The 18,207-nt window shown below is 45.7% G+C and carries 17 protein-coding genes; 16 read left to right on the forward strand and 1 reads right to left on the reverse strand.

Annotation, left to right across the window (positions count from 1 at the left end):
* The 5 genes from dnaB to G4D54_02865 all read left to right on the forward strand — a co-directional run bounded on the left by dnaB (nucleotide 1) and on the right by G4D54_02865 (nucleotide 4,557).
* A complete protein-coding gene (gene dnaB, locus G4D54_02845) occupies nucleotides 1-1,347 on the forward strand; it encodes a replicative DNA helicase (GenBank protein ID QJA01430.1) in 1,347 nt (448 codons plus the stop codon).
* A gap of 127 nt (nucleotides 1,348-1,474) precedes the next feature.
* Nucleotides 1,475-2,221, forward strand: a complete 747-nt coding sequence (locus tag G4D54_02850; GenBank protein QJA01431.1) for an MBL fold metallo-hydrolase — start codon at nucleotides 1,475-1,477, stop codon at nucleotides 2,219-2,221.
* The gene (locus G4D54_02855; GenBank protein ID QJA01432.1) at nucleotides 2,218-3,306 is read left to right on the forward strand and encodes a PDZ domain-containing protein; all 1,089 of its coding nucleotides are present in this window, start codon (nucleotides 2,218-2,220) and stop codon (nucleotides 3,304-3,306) included. Before G4D54_02850 ends, G4D54_02855 begins: the two co-directional genes overlap by 4 nt.
* Nucleotides 3,307-3,402: 96 nt before the next feature.
* Nucleotides 3,403-3,912, forward strand: a complete 510-nt coding sequence (locus G4D54_02860; GenBank protein ID QJA01433.1) for a hydrolase — start codon at nucleotides 3,403-3,405, stop codon at nucleotides 3,910-3,912.
* Nucleotides 3,913-3,939: 27 nt separating this feature from the next.
* Nucleotides 3,940-4,557 carry a TetR/AcrR family transcriptional regulator gene (locus G4D54_02865; protein ID QJA01434.1) on the forward strand — a complete coding sequence of 206 codons (618 nt, stop codon included), beginning with the start codon at nucleotides 3,940-3,942 and terminating at the stop codon, nucleotides 4,555-4,557.
* Nucleotides 4,558-4,634: 77 nt separating this feature from the next.
* Here the strand turns inward: G4D54_02865 and G4D54_02870 are convergent, their stop codons facing one another.
* Nucleotides 4,635-5,519, reverse strand: coding sequence for a prepilin-type N-terminal cleavage/methylation domain-containing protein (locus tag G4D54_02870; protein ID QJA01435.1), 885 nt, complete (start codon nucleotides 5,517-5,519; stop codon nucleotides 4,635-4,637).
* 299 nt (nucleotides 5,520-5,818) lie between these two features.
* Here G4D54_02870 and G4D54_02875 point away from each other — a divergent pair, with 299 nt between their 5' ends.
* The 11 genes from G4D54_02875 (at nucleotide 5,819) to G4D54_02925 (ending at nucleotide 18,207) form a co-directional block, all read left to right on the forward strand.
* Nucleotides 5,819-6,343 carry a phosphohydrolase gene (locus G4D54_02875; protein QJA01436.1) on the forward strand — a complete coding sequence of 175 codons (525 nt, stop codon included), beginning with the start codon at nucleotides 5,819-5,821 and terminating at the stop codon, nucleotides 6,341-6,343.
* A complete protein-coding gene (gene rlmH / locus G4D54_02880; protein ID QJA01437.1) occupies nucleotides 6,340-6,816 on the forward strand; it encodes a 23S rRNA (pseudouridine(1915)-N(3))-methyltransferase RlmH in 477 nt (158 codons plus the stop codon). Before G4D54_02875 ends, rlmH begins: the two co-directional genes overlap by 4 nt.
* 247 nt (nucleotides 6,817-7,063) lie before the next feature.
* Nucleotides 7,064-9,436 carry an ABC transporter permease gene (locus tag G4D54_02885; protein ID QJA01438.1) on the forward strand — a complete coding sequence of 791 codons (2,373 nt, stop codon included), beginning with the start codon at nucleotides 7,064-7,066 and terminating at the stop codon, nucleotides 9,434-9,436.
* Nucleotides 9,437-9,449: 13 nt separating this feature from the next.
* Nucleotides 9,450-10,220 (forward strand): ABC transporter ATP-binding protein, encoded by a 771-nt coding sequence (locus tag G4D54_02890; GenBank protein QJA01439.1) that lies wholly within the window; start codon nucleotides 9,450-9,452, stop codon nucleotides 10,218-10,220.
* Between the two features lie 6 nt (nucleotides 10,221-10,226).
* The gene (locus tag G4D54_02895; protein QJA01440.1) at nucleotides 10,227-10,904 is read left to right on the forward strand and encodes a response regulator transcription factor; all 678 of its coding nucleotides are present in this window, start codon (nucleotides 10,227-10,229) and stop codon (nucleotides 10,902-10,904) included.
* Between the two features lie 82 nt (nucleotides 10,905-10,986).
* Nucleotides 10,987-12,165, forward strand: coding sequence for a HAMP domain-containing histidine kinase (locus G4D54_02900; GenBank protein QJA05141.1), 1,179 nt, complete (start codon nucleotides 10,987-10,989; stop codon nucleotides 12,163-12,165).
* Between the two features lie 375 nt (nucleotides 12,166-12,540).
* On the forward strand, nucleotides 12,541-13,272 hold the full coding sequence (locus tag G4D54_02905; GenBank protein QJA01441.1) for a MerR family transcriptional regulator: 732 nt from the start codon (nucleotides 12,541-12,543) through the stop codon (nucleotides 13,270-13,272).
* Nucleotides 13,273-13,915: 643 nt separating this feature from the next.
* On the forward strand, nucleotides 13,916-14,905 hold the full coding sequence (locus G4D54_02910) for an ABC transporter substrate-binding protein (GenBank protein QJA01442.1): 990 nt from the start codon (nucleotides 13,916-13,918) through the stop codon (nucleotides 14,903-14,905).
* Nucleotides 14,906-15,166: 261 nt separating this feature from the next.
* Nucleotides 15,167-16,039 (forward strand): ABC transporter permease, encoded by an 873-nt coding sequence (locus G4D54_02915; GenBank protein ID QJA01443.1) that lies wholly within the window; start codon nucleotides 15,167-15,169, stop codon nucleotides 16,037-16,039.
* A complete protein-coding gene (locus G4D54_02920; protein QJA01444.1) occupies nucleotides 16,032-16,787 on the forward strand; it encodes an ATP-binding cassette domain-containing protein in 756 nt (251 codons plus the stop codon). Before G4D54_02915 ends, G4D54_02920 begins: the two co-directional genes overlap by 8 nt.
* A gap of 283 nt (nucleotides 16,788-17,070) precedes the next feature.
* On the forward strand, nucleotides 17,071-18,207 hold the full coding sequence (locus tag G4D54_02925; protein QJA01445.1) for a glucose-1-phosphate adenylyltransferase: 1,137 nt from the start codon (nucleotides 17,071-17,073) through the stop codon (nucleotides 18,205-18,207).

Here is an 18,207-nt window from a genome sequence, read left to right on the forward strand (position 1 = left end):
ATGAGTAGAGAATTGCCACATAGCACCGAGGCGGAACAGTCCATTCTCGGTGCAATGATGATTTATCCCAGCGTAACCAGCGTTGTATATGATCAGGGGCTGGATGTGCGAGATTTCTATCTGGATATCCATCAGCGTATATTCTCTGCCATGATGGATATCACGGACAGCGGTAAGCCGGTGGATGTCACCACGCTGATTGCCCGTTTACAGGATATCGAGCAGCTGAATCTGGTCGGCGGTGCTGACTATATCATCAAGCTGAGTGATACGGCGATATCCAGCGCCAACAGTGTGTATTATATTGAAATGATCAAAAGCAGAGCACATCTGCGACGCTTAATCGAAGCAGCCGAACAGATTGCCGAGGACGGCTTTGATACAGCAAATGATCTGGATGAAATCATGGATAAGGCGGAACGGGATATCCTCGGTGTTACGCGCAGCCGTCGTGCCACTGATTTCAAAAGCAGCCGGGAGGTTGTTTCCAATGTCATGCAGGAGCTGATTCGTCTGCGCTCCAGTGATAACCGTGTAACCGGAATCAAGACCGGCTATACCGACCTTGACCGTATGACCAACGGCTTTCAGCGTGGCGATTTGATTATTCTTGCGGCCCGTCCGGCGATGGGAAAGACTGCCTTCGCGCTGAATCTGGCGTTGAATGCATCCTTTTACAATCCCGGGGCAATTGCCATCTTCTCACTGGAGATGCCGGCGGAGGCATTGATGAAGCGTATTCTGAGTGCCAAGTCCGCAGTGGAATCCAATAAGCTGAGAAGCGGTGCTATTCTGGATGATGAATTCAGCAAGCTGAACGAAGCGGCGAATGAACTGATGGCCAGCAAGCTGTTTGTGGATGACAGCTCCAATATCAAAATATCCGAGGTGTTCTCCAAATGCCGTAAGCTGAAAAGTGAGCATGGTCTTGATCTGGTCGTCATTGACTACCTTCAGCTGATCAGCGGAAGCGGAAAAAGCGGAGATAACCGCCAGCAGGAAATATCGGAAATTTCCCGTTCCCTGAAGGGACTGGCCAGAGAAATGGAATGTCCGGTGATCGCACTTTCACAGCTGTCGCGTTCCGTGGAAACCCGTCCCGACAAGCATCCGATGCTGTCCGACCTTCGTGAATCCGGAGCCATCGAGCAGGATGCCGATATCGTCATGTTTCTGTATCGTGATGCCTATTATGCGAAGGATGATGAGGCGGAACAAAACAATCCGACCGATCAGACCGATCTTGATATTGCCAAGCACCGTAACGGTGCGACAGGCAAGGTGGAGCTTGCATTTCAGAAATCCATATCTGCCTTCTTCAACATCGCACACGACGGATTCTCATAGTGTCAAATATTTGTTATATAACTTTTTGCATATTGCATGTAGATAGCATACCGGCTGTGATGCGACAGCCTGTTTCTTCCAAGGGCTCAAGGAAGTGGACATATCGTATAAGAAAAGGGGGCCGCATATGAAATTTGCACTACTGGCCAGCGGTTCCAAAGGTAACTGCTGTCTGATAAAACATAAGGATACCAAACTGGTCATTGACTGTGGAACAACGCGAAAATATCTGAAAAGCTGCTTCGAACAGATCAGCTATGATCCCATGCAGAGCAATGCACTTCTGATTACGCATACACACAGCGACCATGTCGCACAGATGAAGCTGTTTGACCCCATACCAACATATGCGACACAGGATATCGCGACCAGCCATCTGCACGGCATACGCCCCTACGATCGCTTTGAACTGCAGGATTTTCGAATAACCGTACTGCCGATGAGTCATGATTGTGAAGGCACCGTAGGCTATGTCATCGAGACCGAGGATGAGAAAATGGTATATGTGACAGATACGGGATATATTAAAGATGAGGTTAAGGAATACATACGCAATGCGGACTATTATGTCTTTGAAAGCAATCACGATATCGAGATGCTGATGCAGACGACAAGGCCTGTCTATCTGAAGCAGCGTATCATCGGTGACTGCGGACACCTGTGCAATGAGGACTGCTCGAACATCCTGTGTGATGTCATGGGGGATCATACAAAGGAAATCGTACTTGCGCATATCTCCCAGGAAGGAAACACACGGGACATGGCACTTACCACACTGAAGGAAACACTGAAGCGGAAACAGAAGGATCGCGAGGATCTCCGCCTGTATCCTGCGGATCAGTTTTCCATTTATACCGGAGGGAAATCATCATGAAACGACTGACAGCCTTTCTCCTAGTGGCACTGATCGGATGGAATATTGTCCTGACGATTTTATATTTGCAATCAAAAGAGGACACAACAGCAGCAACTGCTGCACAGCAGACGAAGCAGAAGGTGGAAACCGCAAGTGTAAATATCACAAGTGATGTGACAGAGCTTGTGGCGAAGAGCGAAAATAAGGTTGTGACAGTTACTGCCAGAGCACGCGGTCAGGCACTCGACACTGGAAGCGGTGCAGTTTATAAGGTTGACGGAAAGACGGTTTATATCATCACCAACAATCATGTTGTTGCGGATGGGGATGAAGCGGTTGTCACCTTTGCGAACGGCAAGGAACAGAAGGTGGATATCGTCGGAAAGGACGAGCTAACCGATCTTGCACTGTTGAAAACAGATGTTGATTTCAAAGCGGAGGCCTTTGTGATGGGGAATTCCTCACTTGTCAAAAAGGGGGAATATGTCATTGCCATGGGAAGTCCGCTGGGCATTGAGTATCAGGGCAGTGTATCCGGTGGTCTGATATCCGGTGTGGACAGAAGAATGGAAATGGATATCGACAACAACGGTGTTGCGGACTGGGATGTGAATGTTCTGCAGACGGATGCCGCCATCAATCCGGGAAACAGCGGCGGACCGTTAATCAATATGGCAGGAGAGCTGATTGGTATCAATTCCATGAAGATAACGGATACCTCTGTAGAGGGCTTTGGCTTTGCATTGCCGATCAATGAGGTTCTTCCCATCATTACGGAGCTGGAAAACAACGGCAAGGTGGTACGTCCGATTCTCGGAATTTCCGTACAGCCGATCGAGCAGCTGAGTATGCTGGACAAGGCATATCTGGGAATTGATTCCAAGGTGGAAAGCGGCCTGCTGATTGTCAAGGTTGCCTCACGGACACCGGCAGCCTCTGCTGGAATAAAAGAAGGTGACATCCTTGTGAAATTTGATGGTAAGGAGATCAAGGATTATAAGCAGTTCCGTCAGTATCTCTACAGTCATAAGGTAAAGGACAAGGTGAGCATTGTCGTAAACCGCAATGGTAAAGAAATCGAAAAGACGGTAATACTGGAATAAATAAAGGAACGGTATCTGATGCATGATCCTGCACGGATACCGTTTTCTAAAATAGCTGTATGTATAGGGAAAGCAGGTGACAGCAGGATATACTTCATGGCAGATTTGCACTTTTATCATGATCATATCATCCGTCTTGCCAACAGACCCTATCAAAATGCCGTAAAGATGAATCAGGCGCTTGTGGAAAACTGGAATCGAAGGATATGCGGAGATGACGAGGTGTATATTCTGGGAGATGTAACCATGAAGAATCATGTGTATGCCCGGGAAATGCTGAAGAAGCGAAAGGGCAGAAAGTATCTGATCGAAGGTAATCACGACCGTTTTGTTCGTCAAACAGGATTTGATCAATCTATATTTACATGGGTAAAGCAGATGCATGAGCTGAAGTATGAGGGACATACCTTTGTCTTATTTCATTATCCGATAGCGGAATGGAACGGCTTTTATCAAGGAGCAATCCATCTGCACGGACATCAGCACAATCACGCGGATGTAATTTACAGAAACCGTGATAACGGTCTGTTACGATATGATGTGGGCGTCGATGCAAACGCGATGGTCCCGGTCAGCATACAGGAAATCATAGCTTTTTTTGAATAACATATCAGGGGGTTAGGAGTATATAGTATGGAAAAATTCGAGGAGCTTTCACAGGAGAAGCAGCGGCGTATCATCGATGCCGGTATGGAAGTGTTTGGCAGATATGAATACAAAAAGGCAAACACGGAGGATATTGCGGCCAAGGCAGGCATATCCAAGGGGTTATTATTCTATTATTTCAAGGATAAAAAAAGCTTTTATATGTATCTGTTTCAGTATTGTGTAACTATCGTCACAAAGACGCTGGATGATGAGGACTTCACAAAAATCACAGATTTCTTCGCATTGATGGAATTCGGGGCGCAGAAAAAAATGCAGATAATGGTGGAGCATCCGTTTATTCTGGATTTTATCTGCCGGGCATTTTCTTCCCGCCGCGAGGCTGTCAGCAGTGATGTGGCAATGGAGCTGCATTCTCTGATGGACACGACCTTTGACCGTTTTTTTGCGCATGTGGATTTCTCAAAATTTAACAATGATGTTGATCCGAAGCAGGTGTATCAGATGCTGGTATGGATGACAGAGGGGTATATGCATGAAAAGCTCAGCTGTCAGGAAACGCTCAAGCTGGAGAACATCATGAAGGATTTTGAAGAATGGAAGGTCATGTTTAAGAAGATGGCATATAAGAAGGAGTATCAGTAAAAAAACTGCTTATATCATCAGTGATACCGGTCAAGCGTACCACAGATGCATTGCAGTTTTTTATTACATTCACATGGCTATTGTGAGATAACCTCCCAGTCCTTGATATCATCCAGCTTTAATGCAGCGTAATCGTCCTGTGTACCTCCGGAGTCTTCTCCAAGCTTAACGGAAGCATTTGCTGTCTTAACACGTGGTGTTCCGCTAAATCCATTATTTCCGGAATAATCATACTGGATAACCTTGACTTTATTTCCCTTTTTTATATCCTCCAAGGTTACCTTGCGCTCACTTATCGTTATCGTATAATTGTTATCACTTTTACTTGCATAGATTCTGAAGCTGTAATCATATCCGCTGGCTATACCAGCGTCGTTAAGCGCCTTGCGCAGACTGTTACCGGCATTTGCACCTTCCGAATTGATGAATGCCTTATCTTTTTGATCGATGAAAGCCTGAATGATGCTGAGAGGCTCTCCCTTTATTAAAGCAAGGTGAATTTCGTTTGCTTTTACAAATAGATTATCATAGGAGGTCAATATTTCATACTTCTGCTGTTGATCATCGTATCGGATATAGGTTTCCCCTATCAAAACGATAAAATCTCCGGCACCGTTATTTGCCTTGTTTTTATATATTTCCATCAGGGTCCCTTCCACTTCCGAGCGTTTCATGATATCCTTCATATTTTCATCCGTCGCCAGTAAGTCCAGCTGCTGTTTCTTTACCAGTTCGATTCCCTTCTCCTTGGAGGCTACCATGACACTTCTTGCTTCGGAAATCAGCTTGGTATCTGCCGCCTTGCGCACGTAGCTCATGACAGCCGGTACAGCAAGTGCCATCAGGATACCGATGATTACCAGAACAACAATGATCTCGACAAGTGTAAATCCTTTTTTATTCTTTTTCATACCATCACCCTTTTCTTTCATTGTACTATAAAATTCGTGGTTTGTAGACATTTTACGAAAAAATGATATGATTTTTATATTCTATATGCGTTGAAATAAACGCCTATGCATAAATGTTCATGTATACCTGTTTCCTGAGTATCCTCACTGCTTATTCGAAGGAGATTACGAAACATTGACGCTCTTATAAAATAATCATCAGGTGATATATCCTCAGCTGCAGGTCAAAGGCTACGCTTTGAGCATTGAACATTTTTTTGCAACGGGTATTGGATACGATAAAGTACGGCTTCTGATATTTGCACTCTGATGAAAAACAGCGTACAATAATTCTCGTAGTGAGGTGGAATATGCACGTAGAGGAAGTACCGGAATTTTTAAATATAGCGAAGGAGCTGCTGGGGGATGCCAGGGTATGGGATATGCAGAAGTATATACAGCACGGATCCATCAGCTGTCTGGAGCACAGCTTCGTCGTATCCTATTACAGCTTTACACTGGTCAGAAAGCTGCGGATGTCCTGTGATGAACGCTCTTTGGTACGGGGCGCGCTGCTGCATGACTATTTTCTATATGACTGGCATGAGGCAGAGGATTGGCACAGACTGCATGGCTTTCGCCACCCTTTTTTTGCGAATCGCAATGCATTGCGCGATTTTCAAATCAGTGAACGGGAGCAGGAAATCATCCGCAAGCATATGTGGCCGTTAACCGTCATACCACCTATGTGCAGGGAAGCATGGGTGGTAAACGCAGTGGATACAGCATCCGGCATTGTTGAGGTGCTCGCAGAATATCGGATGTTTAAAAGACTGCGCCGCAGATGGCTGGAAAGTAAGCTGGAGCTATTGAAGCAGGTAAAGGAGAACTTATGATAAAAATTGTTGCAGTAGGAAAAATAAAGGAAAAGGCACTGCGTACACAGATTGAAGAGTACGAAAAAAGGCTGCGGCCGTTTACAAAGCTGGAAATCATCGAAGTAAATGATGAAGTGGCACCGCAGAGCAACAGCGATTCACAGAACAATCAGGTTAAGGAAAAGGAAGGAGAACGCATTCTCGCCAAAATAAAGGAGCAGGAATATGTAATCCTTCTCGATTTATGGGGAGAAATGGTGGATAGTGAGCGGTTTTCCAAAAAGCTTGATCAGCTACAGACCTATCAGACCAGTAACCTTACATTCGTTATCGCAGGCTCTCTGGGACCGGGCAAAAATGTCTATGATCGCTGTAACTGGAAATGGAAGCTGAGTGATCTGACCTTTACCCATCAGATGACAAGAGTGCTCGTACTGGAACAGATTTATCGTGCCTTTATGATACAGAACAACAATCCATATCATAAATAGTGTACAAAGGTCATACCTGCGCCATCCTTTTCAAAGATGAATACAAAGCAGGAGCATCCGCAGAGGTTTAGAACAGCTTCTGCTTTCTTTATGAAAATATATGGCTGATATTGAAATAAATATGGCTGAATCTGATTGAAAAAGAATATATGTGAATAAATGGTAGGGATGAAAGCTTTCTTCGGTATTTAAGGATTTTTTAAGAAAGACTGCGGTATTCTTAGCTTGTAGAAAGGGTGTGACGGCAATGCTGAAACGAATGTTGAAAAAAGATTTAATGCATAGAAAGAGTGTCAATCTGATTCTGTTTCTGTTTATTACCATTGCGACGGTATTTCTTGCAAGCAGTGTAAATAATATTCTTGTTGTAAGCTCCTCTGTGGATTACTACATGGATTATGCAAATATACCGGATGTGAATCTGGTGGCAGTAAATTCCGGGGAAAAAGAGAAGATCATGAAATGGATAGAAACCGAGGCTCCGGGTGTGAAGGATTACGGTTATCAGGAAATGCTCTCTGTGGAACAGAAAAATTTGCACAGGGAGAATGGAAAGAAGTTTAACGCGGAAGGACTCAGCCTTTTCCTGTCCGAGGAAAGAAGTGACTATTGCAAGGGCTTTGATCCGGATGGGAGAGCTCTTCATTTAGCGGATGATGAAATCGGAATGCCTGCATTTCTGATGGACAAAAACGATTTGAAGCTCGGCGATAAGGTGCGTATCATGATCGGCAGTGAGGATAAAACCTTTACTCTGACAACCGTAGTAAAGGATGCGGCGTTTGGAAATGATATGGTTGGTATGTCAAGAATCTTTCTGAATTCAGATATGTATGAAAAATTTAAAAAAGCGGGCAGTGACCGGACGTATTCTTTATACTTCATCAATGTGGACTCTATTTCTGAATTCACGGAAGCACAGAACCTGCAAAGCTTTCCCTCCGTTTTAAATACGGTTTCACGCAGTATGTATTCCATGATCTATTCCTTTGATCTGATTCTTGCTGCTCTGTTGATTCTGGTGGGCATCTGCATGATTTTGATTGCTTTACTGGTTCTTCGCTTTACCCTGCTGTTCACCATGGAAGAGGAGTACCGTGAAATTGGTATTATGAAGGCAATCGGCCTGAGGGATAAGGCAATACGACGGCTGTATCTTGTGAAATATGCATTTCTTGTCAGCAGCGGGGCGTTTCTCGGTCTGTTGATCAGTGTGCCGATCAGTCGTGTCATGGTGGCGGGAGTCAGTGTGAATATGATTATGGAGGACAGCGGTGTTAATTTTTTTGTAAATATTCTCTGTACCCTGCTTATCATCTTTCTAGTCATGCTGTTCTGTATGAACTGTACACGAAAGCTGAGCCGCATTACTGCGATATCCGCCATTCGGGGCGGACACAGCGGAGAGAGCTTTGCGAAAGCGTCGGCCTTGTATTTGTTCAAACAGAAATATCTGCGTGTTCCCGCATATCTGGGTATCAATGACATGCTGACGCATCTGAAACGCTATGCCCTGCTGCTGGTTACCTTCTGTATCAGCTTTGTTCTGATCACTATTCCACTGAATACCATCAATACCATGCAGAGCAGTGAAATGGCATCCAAATTCACCGTGAATACAGACAGTGCTGTATATATAAAGAAAATTGAAGGAAAACAGGATTCCGCATACAGAAACTCCGCACAGCTGAAAAAGGGAATGCAGCGTGTGGAGCGGGAAATGAAGGAAAAGGGCTATGATGCTGAGCTGACGGCCTCCTCCATTTACTTCCTGCCGTTTCATGCTCCCGGAAAAAAGGGCAATACGAAAATCATGTCCCTGCAAATACAGGGGCGCAATACGGAATATCTGGATTATCTGGAAGGCAGTGCTCCTGTGCTGGAAAACGAAATTGCCTTCTCCCGCCTCATTCTGGAGGATAACAACTGGCATATCGGAGATCGTATAGAGGCCGATCTGAACGGTGAAACCTACAAGTTTATCATTACAGGAAGCTACGCCGATTATATGCAGCTGGGAAGCAGTGCCCGTCTGAATGCAAAGCTTGATCTAAGTAAGGTGGACATGTTTGAGTATTGGAATGTCAATGTTGATATGAAGACAGACAAGAGTCAAACGGAGCTGAAGGATACCCTGCAAAAGCAGTTTCCTGATTATGAATGGTATACGGCTCAGGAAATTGTCGATCGCAATATCGGCGGTATTCAGGAATCTCTGAGTGAGCTTCTGATTCCGATGACTGCTATGCTCTGTGCTGTTATTATGCTGATTACACTCTTGATGGAAAAGCTGTTCATCGTACGTGAAAAGGGAGAAATCGCTATGATGAAGAGTATTGGATTCCGTAACAGCAGTATTCGCAGCTGGCAGGTGATTCGGATGATTCTGGTTGCCCTGGTATCCATGCTTGCGGCAGTTCCATTGTCCATGCTCAGTAACCGCTTCATGCTGGAGCCAATCTTCGCCATCATGGGTGCGGATGTGCATATCCAGATAATTCCAGTGCAGGTTTATCTGATATATCCGGGTGTACTGCTGCTGGGAATCATCTGTGCAACGATATTTGCTACCGGTCAAATCAAGCGTATCCATATACGTGAAATGAACAATATGGAATAAGGAGGAAGCTATTATGAGTGGAATAACAGTAAGCAATCTGTGTAAGACATATATCGTAAATAAACGACAGAACAACGTATTGAGAAATGTCAATCTGACATTGGAAGAAAAGGAAATGATCGCCGTCATGGGACCATCCGGCTCCGGTAAGACAACCCTGCTGTATACCATCAGCGGTATGGACAGTGCGACAGCCGGAAGTGTGAAATTCTTTGAGCGTGAGCTTACGGATATGAGCCGCAATGAGATCAGCGATCTGCGCCTGGAGGAAATGGGATTTGTCTTCCAGCAGATGTATATGCTGAAAAACCTGTCCGTTTATGATAATATTATTTTACCAGCCTATCAGTCTGTAAAGGGAAGAACGAAGCAGGGAAGAAAAGAAATCAATGCCTATGCCGCAAAGCTCATGCAGAAGCTTGGCATCAGTGAAATCGCGGATAACGATGTGAATGAGGTATCCGGAGGACAGCTGCAGCGTGCCTGTATCTGCCGCAGCCTGATCAATCATCCGCGTATTCTGTTTGCGGATGAGCCGACAGGTGCCCTGAATAAGCAGAGCTCTCATGAGGTGATGGAGGAGCTGAACCGTATTCATAAGGAAGGGACAAGCATACTGCTGGTAACCCACGATATGAAGGTAGCCTCACGCTGTGACCGTGTGCTGTATATCGAGGACGGAAATATCCGGGATGAAATGCAGCTTGGCGCATGGGAAGACTGTACGGATATCCGCAAGCGTGAGCGCAGATTAAATGAATGGCTGATAACGTTAGGATGGTAATTGCCTATGATAGATATATTACTTGTAGAGGATCACCGTGAGCTTGCCCAGCTGATCGTAAGCTTTTTAAAGCGGGATGGATTTCAGGTGCATCATGTGGAGAGCGGGGAGGCTGCGCTTTCCTATCTTGCACAGACAGAGGTACGTTTGCTGCTGCTTGATATCATGCTGCCCCATATGGATGGCTTTACGGTATGCAAAAAAGTGCGGGAGCATAAAGCGGTTCCGATACTGATAATGAGTGCGCGAAAGGATCGAAATGATCAGCTGAACGGCTATGAGCTGGGGGCGGATGATTATATCGAAAAGCCTGTGGATCCGCAAATACTTGCCGCCAAAATACGTGCTGTTTTACAGCGTACATCCGATTTGCATCGCAAGGAAACCATATCCTGCTGCGGTGTGGTCATTGAGCGTGCACAGCACAGAGCCTTTGTGGATGGAAATCTTATGGAGCTGAACGCGAAGGAATTCGAGCTGTTGACACTGCTGGTATCCAACGCAGGGAAGACCTTACGCAAGGAATATATTTTCGCAAGCATATGGGGCATGGACAGCTTCAGTGAACAGCAGACACTGACCGTTCATATCAAAATGCTGCGTGACAAAATAGAGAAGAATCCAAAACAGCCGCAGCGGATTAAAACAGTCTGGGGCGTGGGGTATCGCTTTGAAGAAGTATAATATCCTGATCCTTTCCTGTTTCCTGCTGTATCTGGGCATTGCAGCCTTTCTCGGGTGGAGTATTCTGCAGATGGAGGAAACCATGGACCATGCATATCGTGTGGAAATCAATCGTATCCTGCAGCAGGTGGAAAAGGGTACGAAGGCTGAGGATATCGCAAGGAACAGCTATCCGCATATCGAAAAGCTGCAATGGCTGTCCGCAGAGGAAGGAAGCAGAGAAACAGCCTCTGCCTTTTTCCAGGAGGGAAATAATCTGGATATGCATGTGGTACCCGTCTACAGAAAGCAAAAGCTGACAGGATATCTGCGCTTTGATTATCATCGCTCGCTTGTGGATACCAACGGACTGATGCTGCGCACACAGCTGTCTCTCGCCGCTTTGTTCGCAATGCTGCTGGGTGTTCTTCTCTATCTGAGAAAGCACCTGTTAAAGCCCTTTGATCGAGTGCGTAAGCTTCCCGGTGAGCTTGCGAAGGGACATTGGAAGGGGATCGTGAAGGAGGAAAAAAGCAGATATGCACATGATTTCCTGCTTGGAATCGGACAGCTGAAGGATTCGCTGGATACTTCCAGAAGGCGGCAGCTGGAGCTGGAAAAGGAAAAGAAGAAGCTGCTGCTTTCTCTGTCACATGATATTAAGACACCGCTGAACACCATCCAGCTGTACGCGCGGGCTTTGGAGGAGCATCTGTATACGGATGAGGCACAAAATGTACACGCAGCTCATCAGATACAGGAAAAGGGGAAGGAAATTGAACATTATGTCGAAGAAATCATGAAGCAGTCCCGTCACGACATACTGGATATACAGGTCCAAAACAGTGAATTCTATTTGAAGGAGCTGATCGACAAGGCTGTTCACGCGTATAAAGAGCCATTGCGACTGCGGCGTATGGAGCTGGTGGTAAAGCCCTATGAAAACCTGCTGCTGAAGGGAGACCTGGAGCGCAGCTTTGAGGTCGTGGAAAACATTATGGAAAATGCCTTGAAATACGGAGATGGAAGAAGGATAGAAATATCGTGCTATGAAGAGGACTATTGTCAGCTAATTCGTATTTTTAACACTGGAAATACAGTGAGTGACACCGAATTTCATCATATATTTGAAAGCTTCTTTCGTGCCAGCAACAGCGAGGGGAAGCAGGGCAACGGTCTTGGACTTTATATATGCCGGGAAATCATGCGGCGTATGAATGGGGAAATTTTCGCCGAAAAGGAAGCGGATGGTATGGCCTTTCTACTCGTGTTCCCTTATTGAATACCAAATGGTGCAGCTGCCTGCAAATGCGGATACCGTGGATGCAATGCTTTGCTTGGAATACGTGAAGAGTGCATCCTTTTTCATGCTTTATAAAGCGAATAGGGAGAAAAAGCTGCTTTGCTTCATCATACAGTAAAAGAACGATCGCAGTCTCATAGAAAATATAGGAACTCTCCTGAAGCTTACATGAATACTGCAAAAGGGCTTGTCCTGCAAACAACGCTGTTATAGAATATCAGAGAAAGAGTTTCGTAAAAACAGGAAGGGATGTATTGTACGGTTATGCTTTCATAGTATGACTTGCAGGTAAAAAAAAGGGCTGCCTGTGATTCAAAAGGGAAGGCAGCTTGGAAAGCCAGAAAGGAGAGAGAAATGCTGTTGAAAGAAGTTATGGAGAAAAGCGGTCTTAGCAGGAAGGCTGTACAGTATTATGAGGATCAGGGCTTTGTAAAGCCGGTAAAGCTCGAAAACGGCTACCGCGATTATGATGAAGACTGCCTGAAAACATTGCGAGATATTCATGCCATGCGGCAGATGGGACTGCATATAAAGGAAATACGTGCAATCCTTATAGAGGAAGAATATGCACCTCAGGTCTATGAACAGCTGATTCATGAGCTTGATATGCAGATGGTGCGCCTGCAAAGTCAGCGCATGGTACTACGAAAACGTATGCACCATGAGGAGGCAGAAATGGAATATACAAACGAAATGTGTCCATATGTATATATCCGAAAGCCCTCCCTATTGCTGGGGGTAATCCAGTGCATGCTGGGCGCCACCGGCTTTCTTCTGTTTCCCTGGCTACCGGGTACAACCAATCTGTGGCTGATTGCTCTACTGCTTGCTTTCATTTTGCAGCTTATACAAAATATGTATTACGATACGAGAATTCACGGTCTGCAGTATATGGAAATCGGTTGGAAACAGCTCGGACTGACCGCTGTGCTTGCTTTTATCTGTGGTATTCTGACAGCGATTTCCTGCAAGGAAGCATATATGCAGCAATCTGGTGCTGTCTTTTGTATCACTGCTGTAACTGCCATCCTGCAGCTATGGAACGGATTTCATCTGTATGGAAACTCGCAGGGAGAACACGGCTAGGCAAAACAGATATGGCTCTATTATCTCCAACGCATCACCATTTGCCCGCCCGCCAGGCAGTAGGCTTCTGTGAATGCAGACATTATATAGGGTGGCACATTCACCTGATTACACAGAGACGATGCAGCTGCAAGCAGACAGACGCTGTTCCTGTAAATGGTGAAAATGTTTTCAGAATAAAAAATGTAAAATTTCAGAAAAAGTGTTGACAAGCAAAAAGAAGAGGTGTATCCTATAGGAAACCATAGACAGAGAGATCAAGCAGAAAGATGCGCTTATAGAGAGCACGCGGATGGTGGAATCGCGGCAGAAATGCAGTTTTGTAAATGGACTCTGGAGGGCAAGGTGAACGGCGCAGCTCAGTATCCAAGACGTATGCCTACGTTACAGGGCTAGAAATGTGTCGGCATTTTGATGAGAGGATGGTTTCCAATAGATGGAACGATCAAATCAGGTGGTACCGCAGATGAACCTAACAGCATCTGTCCTGAAGTCAACAGACTTTTGGACGGGTGCTTTTTTTATATAAGGGAGGTGGTCATTGTGTTACAGAGCACAGAGGAATGGCGATGGCATAAGGGAAAACAGACGTCATATAAACGAAGGAAACAAAACAACACAGTGAAAGAGAGGACAACAGGTCATGAAAAAATTATGTAAGGCAGCAGCTGCATTTCTATTATGTGCAGGCGTATTAACAGGATGTGGAAGCAAGGAGGATACGAAAACTGAGAAAAAAATACCGGTGGTATCGGTAGCGCAGATTGTAGAGCATAAGTCACTGAATACGATTCGTGACAGCTTCAAGGCAGAGATGGAGGCACTGGGCTATAAGGATGGAGAAAATATCAAGCTGGACTTCAAGGATGCCGGCGGGCAGCAGAACACGCTGAATTCCATCATGTCGACATTTGCCGGAAACAAGAGTGATGTCATCGTGGCAATTGCAACACCGACAGCCATGGCGGCAGCGAAGTACAGCAAGGATATTCCGATCGTATTCTCCGCAGTCAGCGATCCGGTAGGCGCAGGTCTGATGGATGATCTGAAAAAACCGAACAACAACATTACCGGGACAAGCGATGAAATTCAGGTGGATCAGATACTCGATCTCGCATTGAAGGTAGACCCTAATCTGAAGACACTGGGCTTTATTTACAACAGCTCTGAAGCGAATTCCGTAAGCAATCTGGCAAAGGCAAAGGAATTCTGTAAAAAACACGATATCAAGCTGGTGGAGGGAAGCGGCGCAAACATCACGGAGATTCAGAGCGCAGTCAGTGTGCTTACCGATAAATGTGATGCAATCTTTGCACCAAACGATAACACGGTGGCAAGCTCTATGAGTGCTCTTGTGGAAACTGCAAACAAGAAAAAGGTTCCGGTATATACCGGTGCTGATTCCATGGTAAGTGACGGCGGCTTTGCGACGGTTGGTATTGATTACACAGAGCTTGGCAAGGAAACGGCAAGAATGACGGATAAAATTCTGAAGGGCGAGGATGTGGAGAATCTGCCGGTTAAGGTCTTCAAGGATAATCTGAATATCTATGTAAATGAGAAAACGATGGAGACACTGGGCATTCAGCTTCCAAAGGATGTAGAAGACAGCAAAAATCTGGTCATGATGTAAGCCTGTGCACAATAGGAACAGGCCTGTCATATATAAAGATATAAAAGATATACGGAAGATAATCGTGCTGGGTACAGATTTCTATTGATAAACAGGACGGAATCTAAACAGATTAAGAAAGTAATACACGGTTCGTAATGGAATCTGTATCATACAGCCATACAGCCGTATGAAAAAATCTGTAAGGAACATAGGGCTGGATAGGCAATGTAAGAAGTAAGCGGTACAGGTAACAGTATAGTAGAAGAGAGGATGAGGGTTATGGCATTATCAACCATACAGGATGCAGTGATACTCGGCATGATATTTTCCATCATGTCGCTGGGGGTGTTTATTTCCTTCCGCGTTTTGAATATTCCCGATCTGACGATTGACGGGAGCTTTACAACCGGATGTGCGGTATCTGCCGTATTCGCAATGAATGCTCACCCGTTTATTGGTACACTCATGGCGTTCCTTGCCGGAGGTCTTGCGGGGCTGGTAACCGGTCTGCTGCAGACCAAATGCAAGGTGCAGTCACTGCTTGCCGGTATACTGACAATGACAGCCCTGTATTCCGTCAATCTGAAAATACTGAACGGCATGCCGAATGTATCCCTGTTCGGAAAGAAAACCATCTTTACACCGCTGGAGGCAGTGCTTGGTGATCATGCCTATGGTGTAATGATTGCCGGGCTTCTCATCCTTCTGATCCTTCTGCTGTATCTGTTTTTGAAAACACAGCTGGGAATGAGTCTTCGGGCAACCGGTGACAATGAAGCGATGGTGCGTGCCAGCAGCATCAACTCGGATTTGATGAAAATCATGGGTATCGCACTTGCAAATGCCCTAGTGGCGCTGGGTGGTGCAGTCTTCGCACAGAATCAGGGCTTTGCGGATGTGAGCGGAGGAATCGGTATGATGGTTGTCGGTCTGGCGAGCATCATTGTCGGTGAGGCATTTATCCGCAGAAAAACACTGGGCTTTCAATTTGCGGCTGTCGTTGTGGGCGCAATCGTCTACCGGTTTATCCTGACCGTTGCCCTGCAGCTGGGAATCGGTGCAAGCGATTTGAACCTGTTCTCCGCAGCTCTTGTGGCACTGGCGATATCACTGCCGCATCTGAAAAAGAGAAGGAGGGGGACGCATGCTTGATTTAAAGGATATCAGTGTAACCTTTCATGCCAATACCGTCAATGAACGAAAGGCTCTGGATCATCTGTCCTTCCATGTGGAGGATGGTGACTTTATCAGTGTGCTGGGGACCAACGGTGCCGGAAAAAGCACGCTGCTGAACGTAATCAGTGGAACGATACCGTGTGACTCCGGGACAATTTTGCTGGATGGAAAGGATATCACAGCTTATCCTGAGTACAAACGGGCAAGAGAAATCGGCCGCCTGTTTCAGGATCCCCTGAAAGGGACGGCCCCGCACATGACCATTGAGGAGAATCTGGGACTGGCATACAGCCGCGGCAAGAGAACGACGCTGAGCCGGGCAATAAAAAAAGGGGATCGAAGCTTTTTTATCGAAAAGCTGAAGGAGCTGGGACTTGGTCTGGAGGATCGCATTTCCACAACCGTGGGATTGCTGAGTGGCGGGCAGCGGCAGGCACTGACACTGCTGATGTCCACAATCGTCACACCGAAGCTTCTTCTGCTGGATGAACATACGGCGGCGCTCGATCCGAAAACGGCCGCCTCTGTCATGGATATCACAGAGAGAATTGTAAAGGAGAACCATATCACTACGCTCATGATTACGCACAACATGAAGCAGGCACTGGAATACGGCAACAAGACGATTATTCTGAATGAAGGGAAAATCGTCAAGGTGCTGGAAGGGGAAGAAAGAAAGAACACAACGGTCGATGACCTTCTCAACATGTACGACTTTGTCTGAAAAAGGAAGTATTTGGCAGATTGTTTTTCTTGGAATAATCTGCCGCATACGATAATATAATGAACATGCGAGTATAAGATTGAGCATAAATTTCATGAAAACCAGAAAAAAATCAATGAAATTTTGACTTGACTTTTCCGCGTGTTTTTGCTTTTGGCGTCATTTATGCTCGAAAAGCTGAAAACGCATACATAAAGTTCATTTTTCTTACAAAAAGGGTGGAAATTTATGTTGAAAATCATTATACTTAATATATAGAAAAAATTCCTAAGGGGGGATTTACATGAGACAAAACAACATGCTGGCTATGATACTAGCCGGAGGCCGAGGAACACGACTGTATGCCTTGACCAAGAAGATTGCAAAACCTGCAGTGTATTACGGAGGGAAATATCGAATTATCGACTTCCCGCTGAGCAACTGTGCCAACTCCAACATCAACGTTGTCGGGGTACTGACACAGTATGAGAGTGTATTGCTGAATTCCTATGCAGCAGCTGGACAGCGCTGGGGACTGGATGCAAAAGACAGTGGTGTATACGTACTGCCGCCTCGTGAGAAAGACGGAGCAGCATTTGACGTATATCGCGGAACTGCAGATGCAATCTCACAAAATATCGATTTCATCGACAGCAACAATCCGGAGTATGTTCTGATTCTGTCGGGAGATCATATCTACAAGATGGATTATTCCAAGATGCTTTCCCATCACAAGGCATGTGATGCGGATGCAACGATCGCCGTATTACCGGTTCCGATGAAGGAAGCAAGCCGCTTCGGTATTATGAACACGGATGAAACAGACCGTATCGTTGAATTCGAGGAAAAGCCGGAGCATCCAAAGAGCAATCTGGCTTCCATGGGTATCTATATCTTTAACTGGAAGCAGCTGCGAAAAATGCTGGTCGCAGATATGGATGATCCTAACAGCAACCATGACTTCGGAAAGGATATCATTCCTGCCATGCTTGCGGAGAACAAGCGTCTGTATGCATGGAAATTCAAGGGTTACTGGAAGGATGTAGGAACCGTGGATTCCCTTTGGGAAGCAAACATGGACCTGCTGAGCAAAAACAACGAGCTGGATCTGAATGATCCAAACTGGAAAATCTATACAGAGGATGTATCAACCGTGCCGCATTATATCGGACCGAGCGGCAAGGTGGATAACGCATATATCAACCAGGGATGTGTCATCAATGGTGAAATCAACAACTCAGTCCTGTTCACAAACGTGAAGGTTTCAAAAAATGCAAAGGTCAATGATTCGGTTCTGTTACCGGATGTGGAGGTCGGCGAGGGTGCCGTCATTCACCGTGCCATCGTTATGCAGGGTGTCAAGATTGATGCCGGTGCTGTCGTAGGTGATCCGAACAGTGAAGAAATCGAACTGATCAGCAAGAGAGTGAGGGGTGAGTAA

Origin of the sequence: [Clostridium] innocuum (genome assembly GCA_012317185.1) — a bacterium.
Lineage (GTDB): Bacteria > Bacillota_I > Bacilli_A > Erysipelotrichales > Erysipelotrichaceae > Clostridium_AQ > Clostridium_AQ innocuum.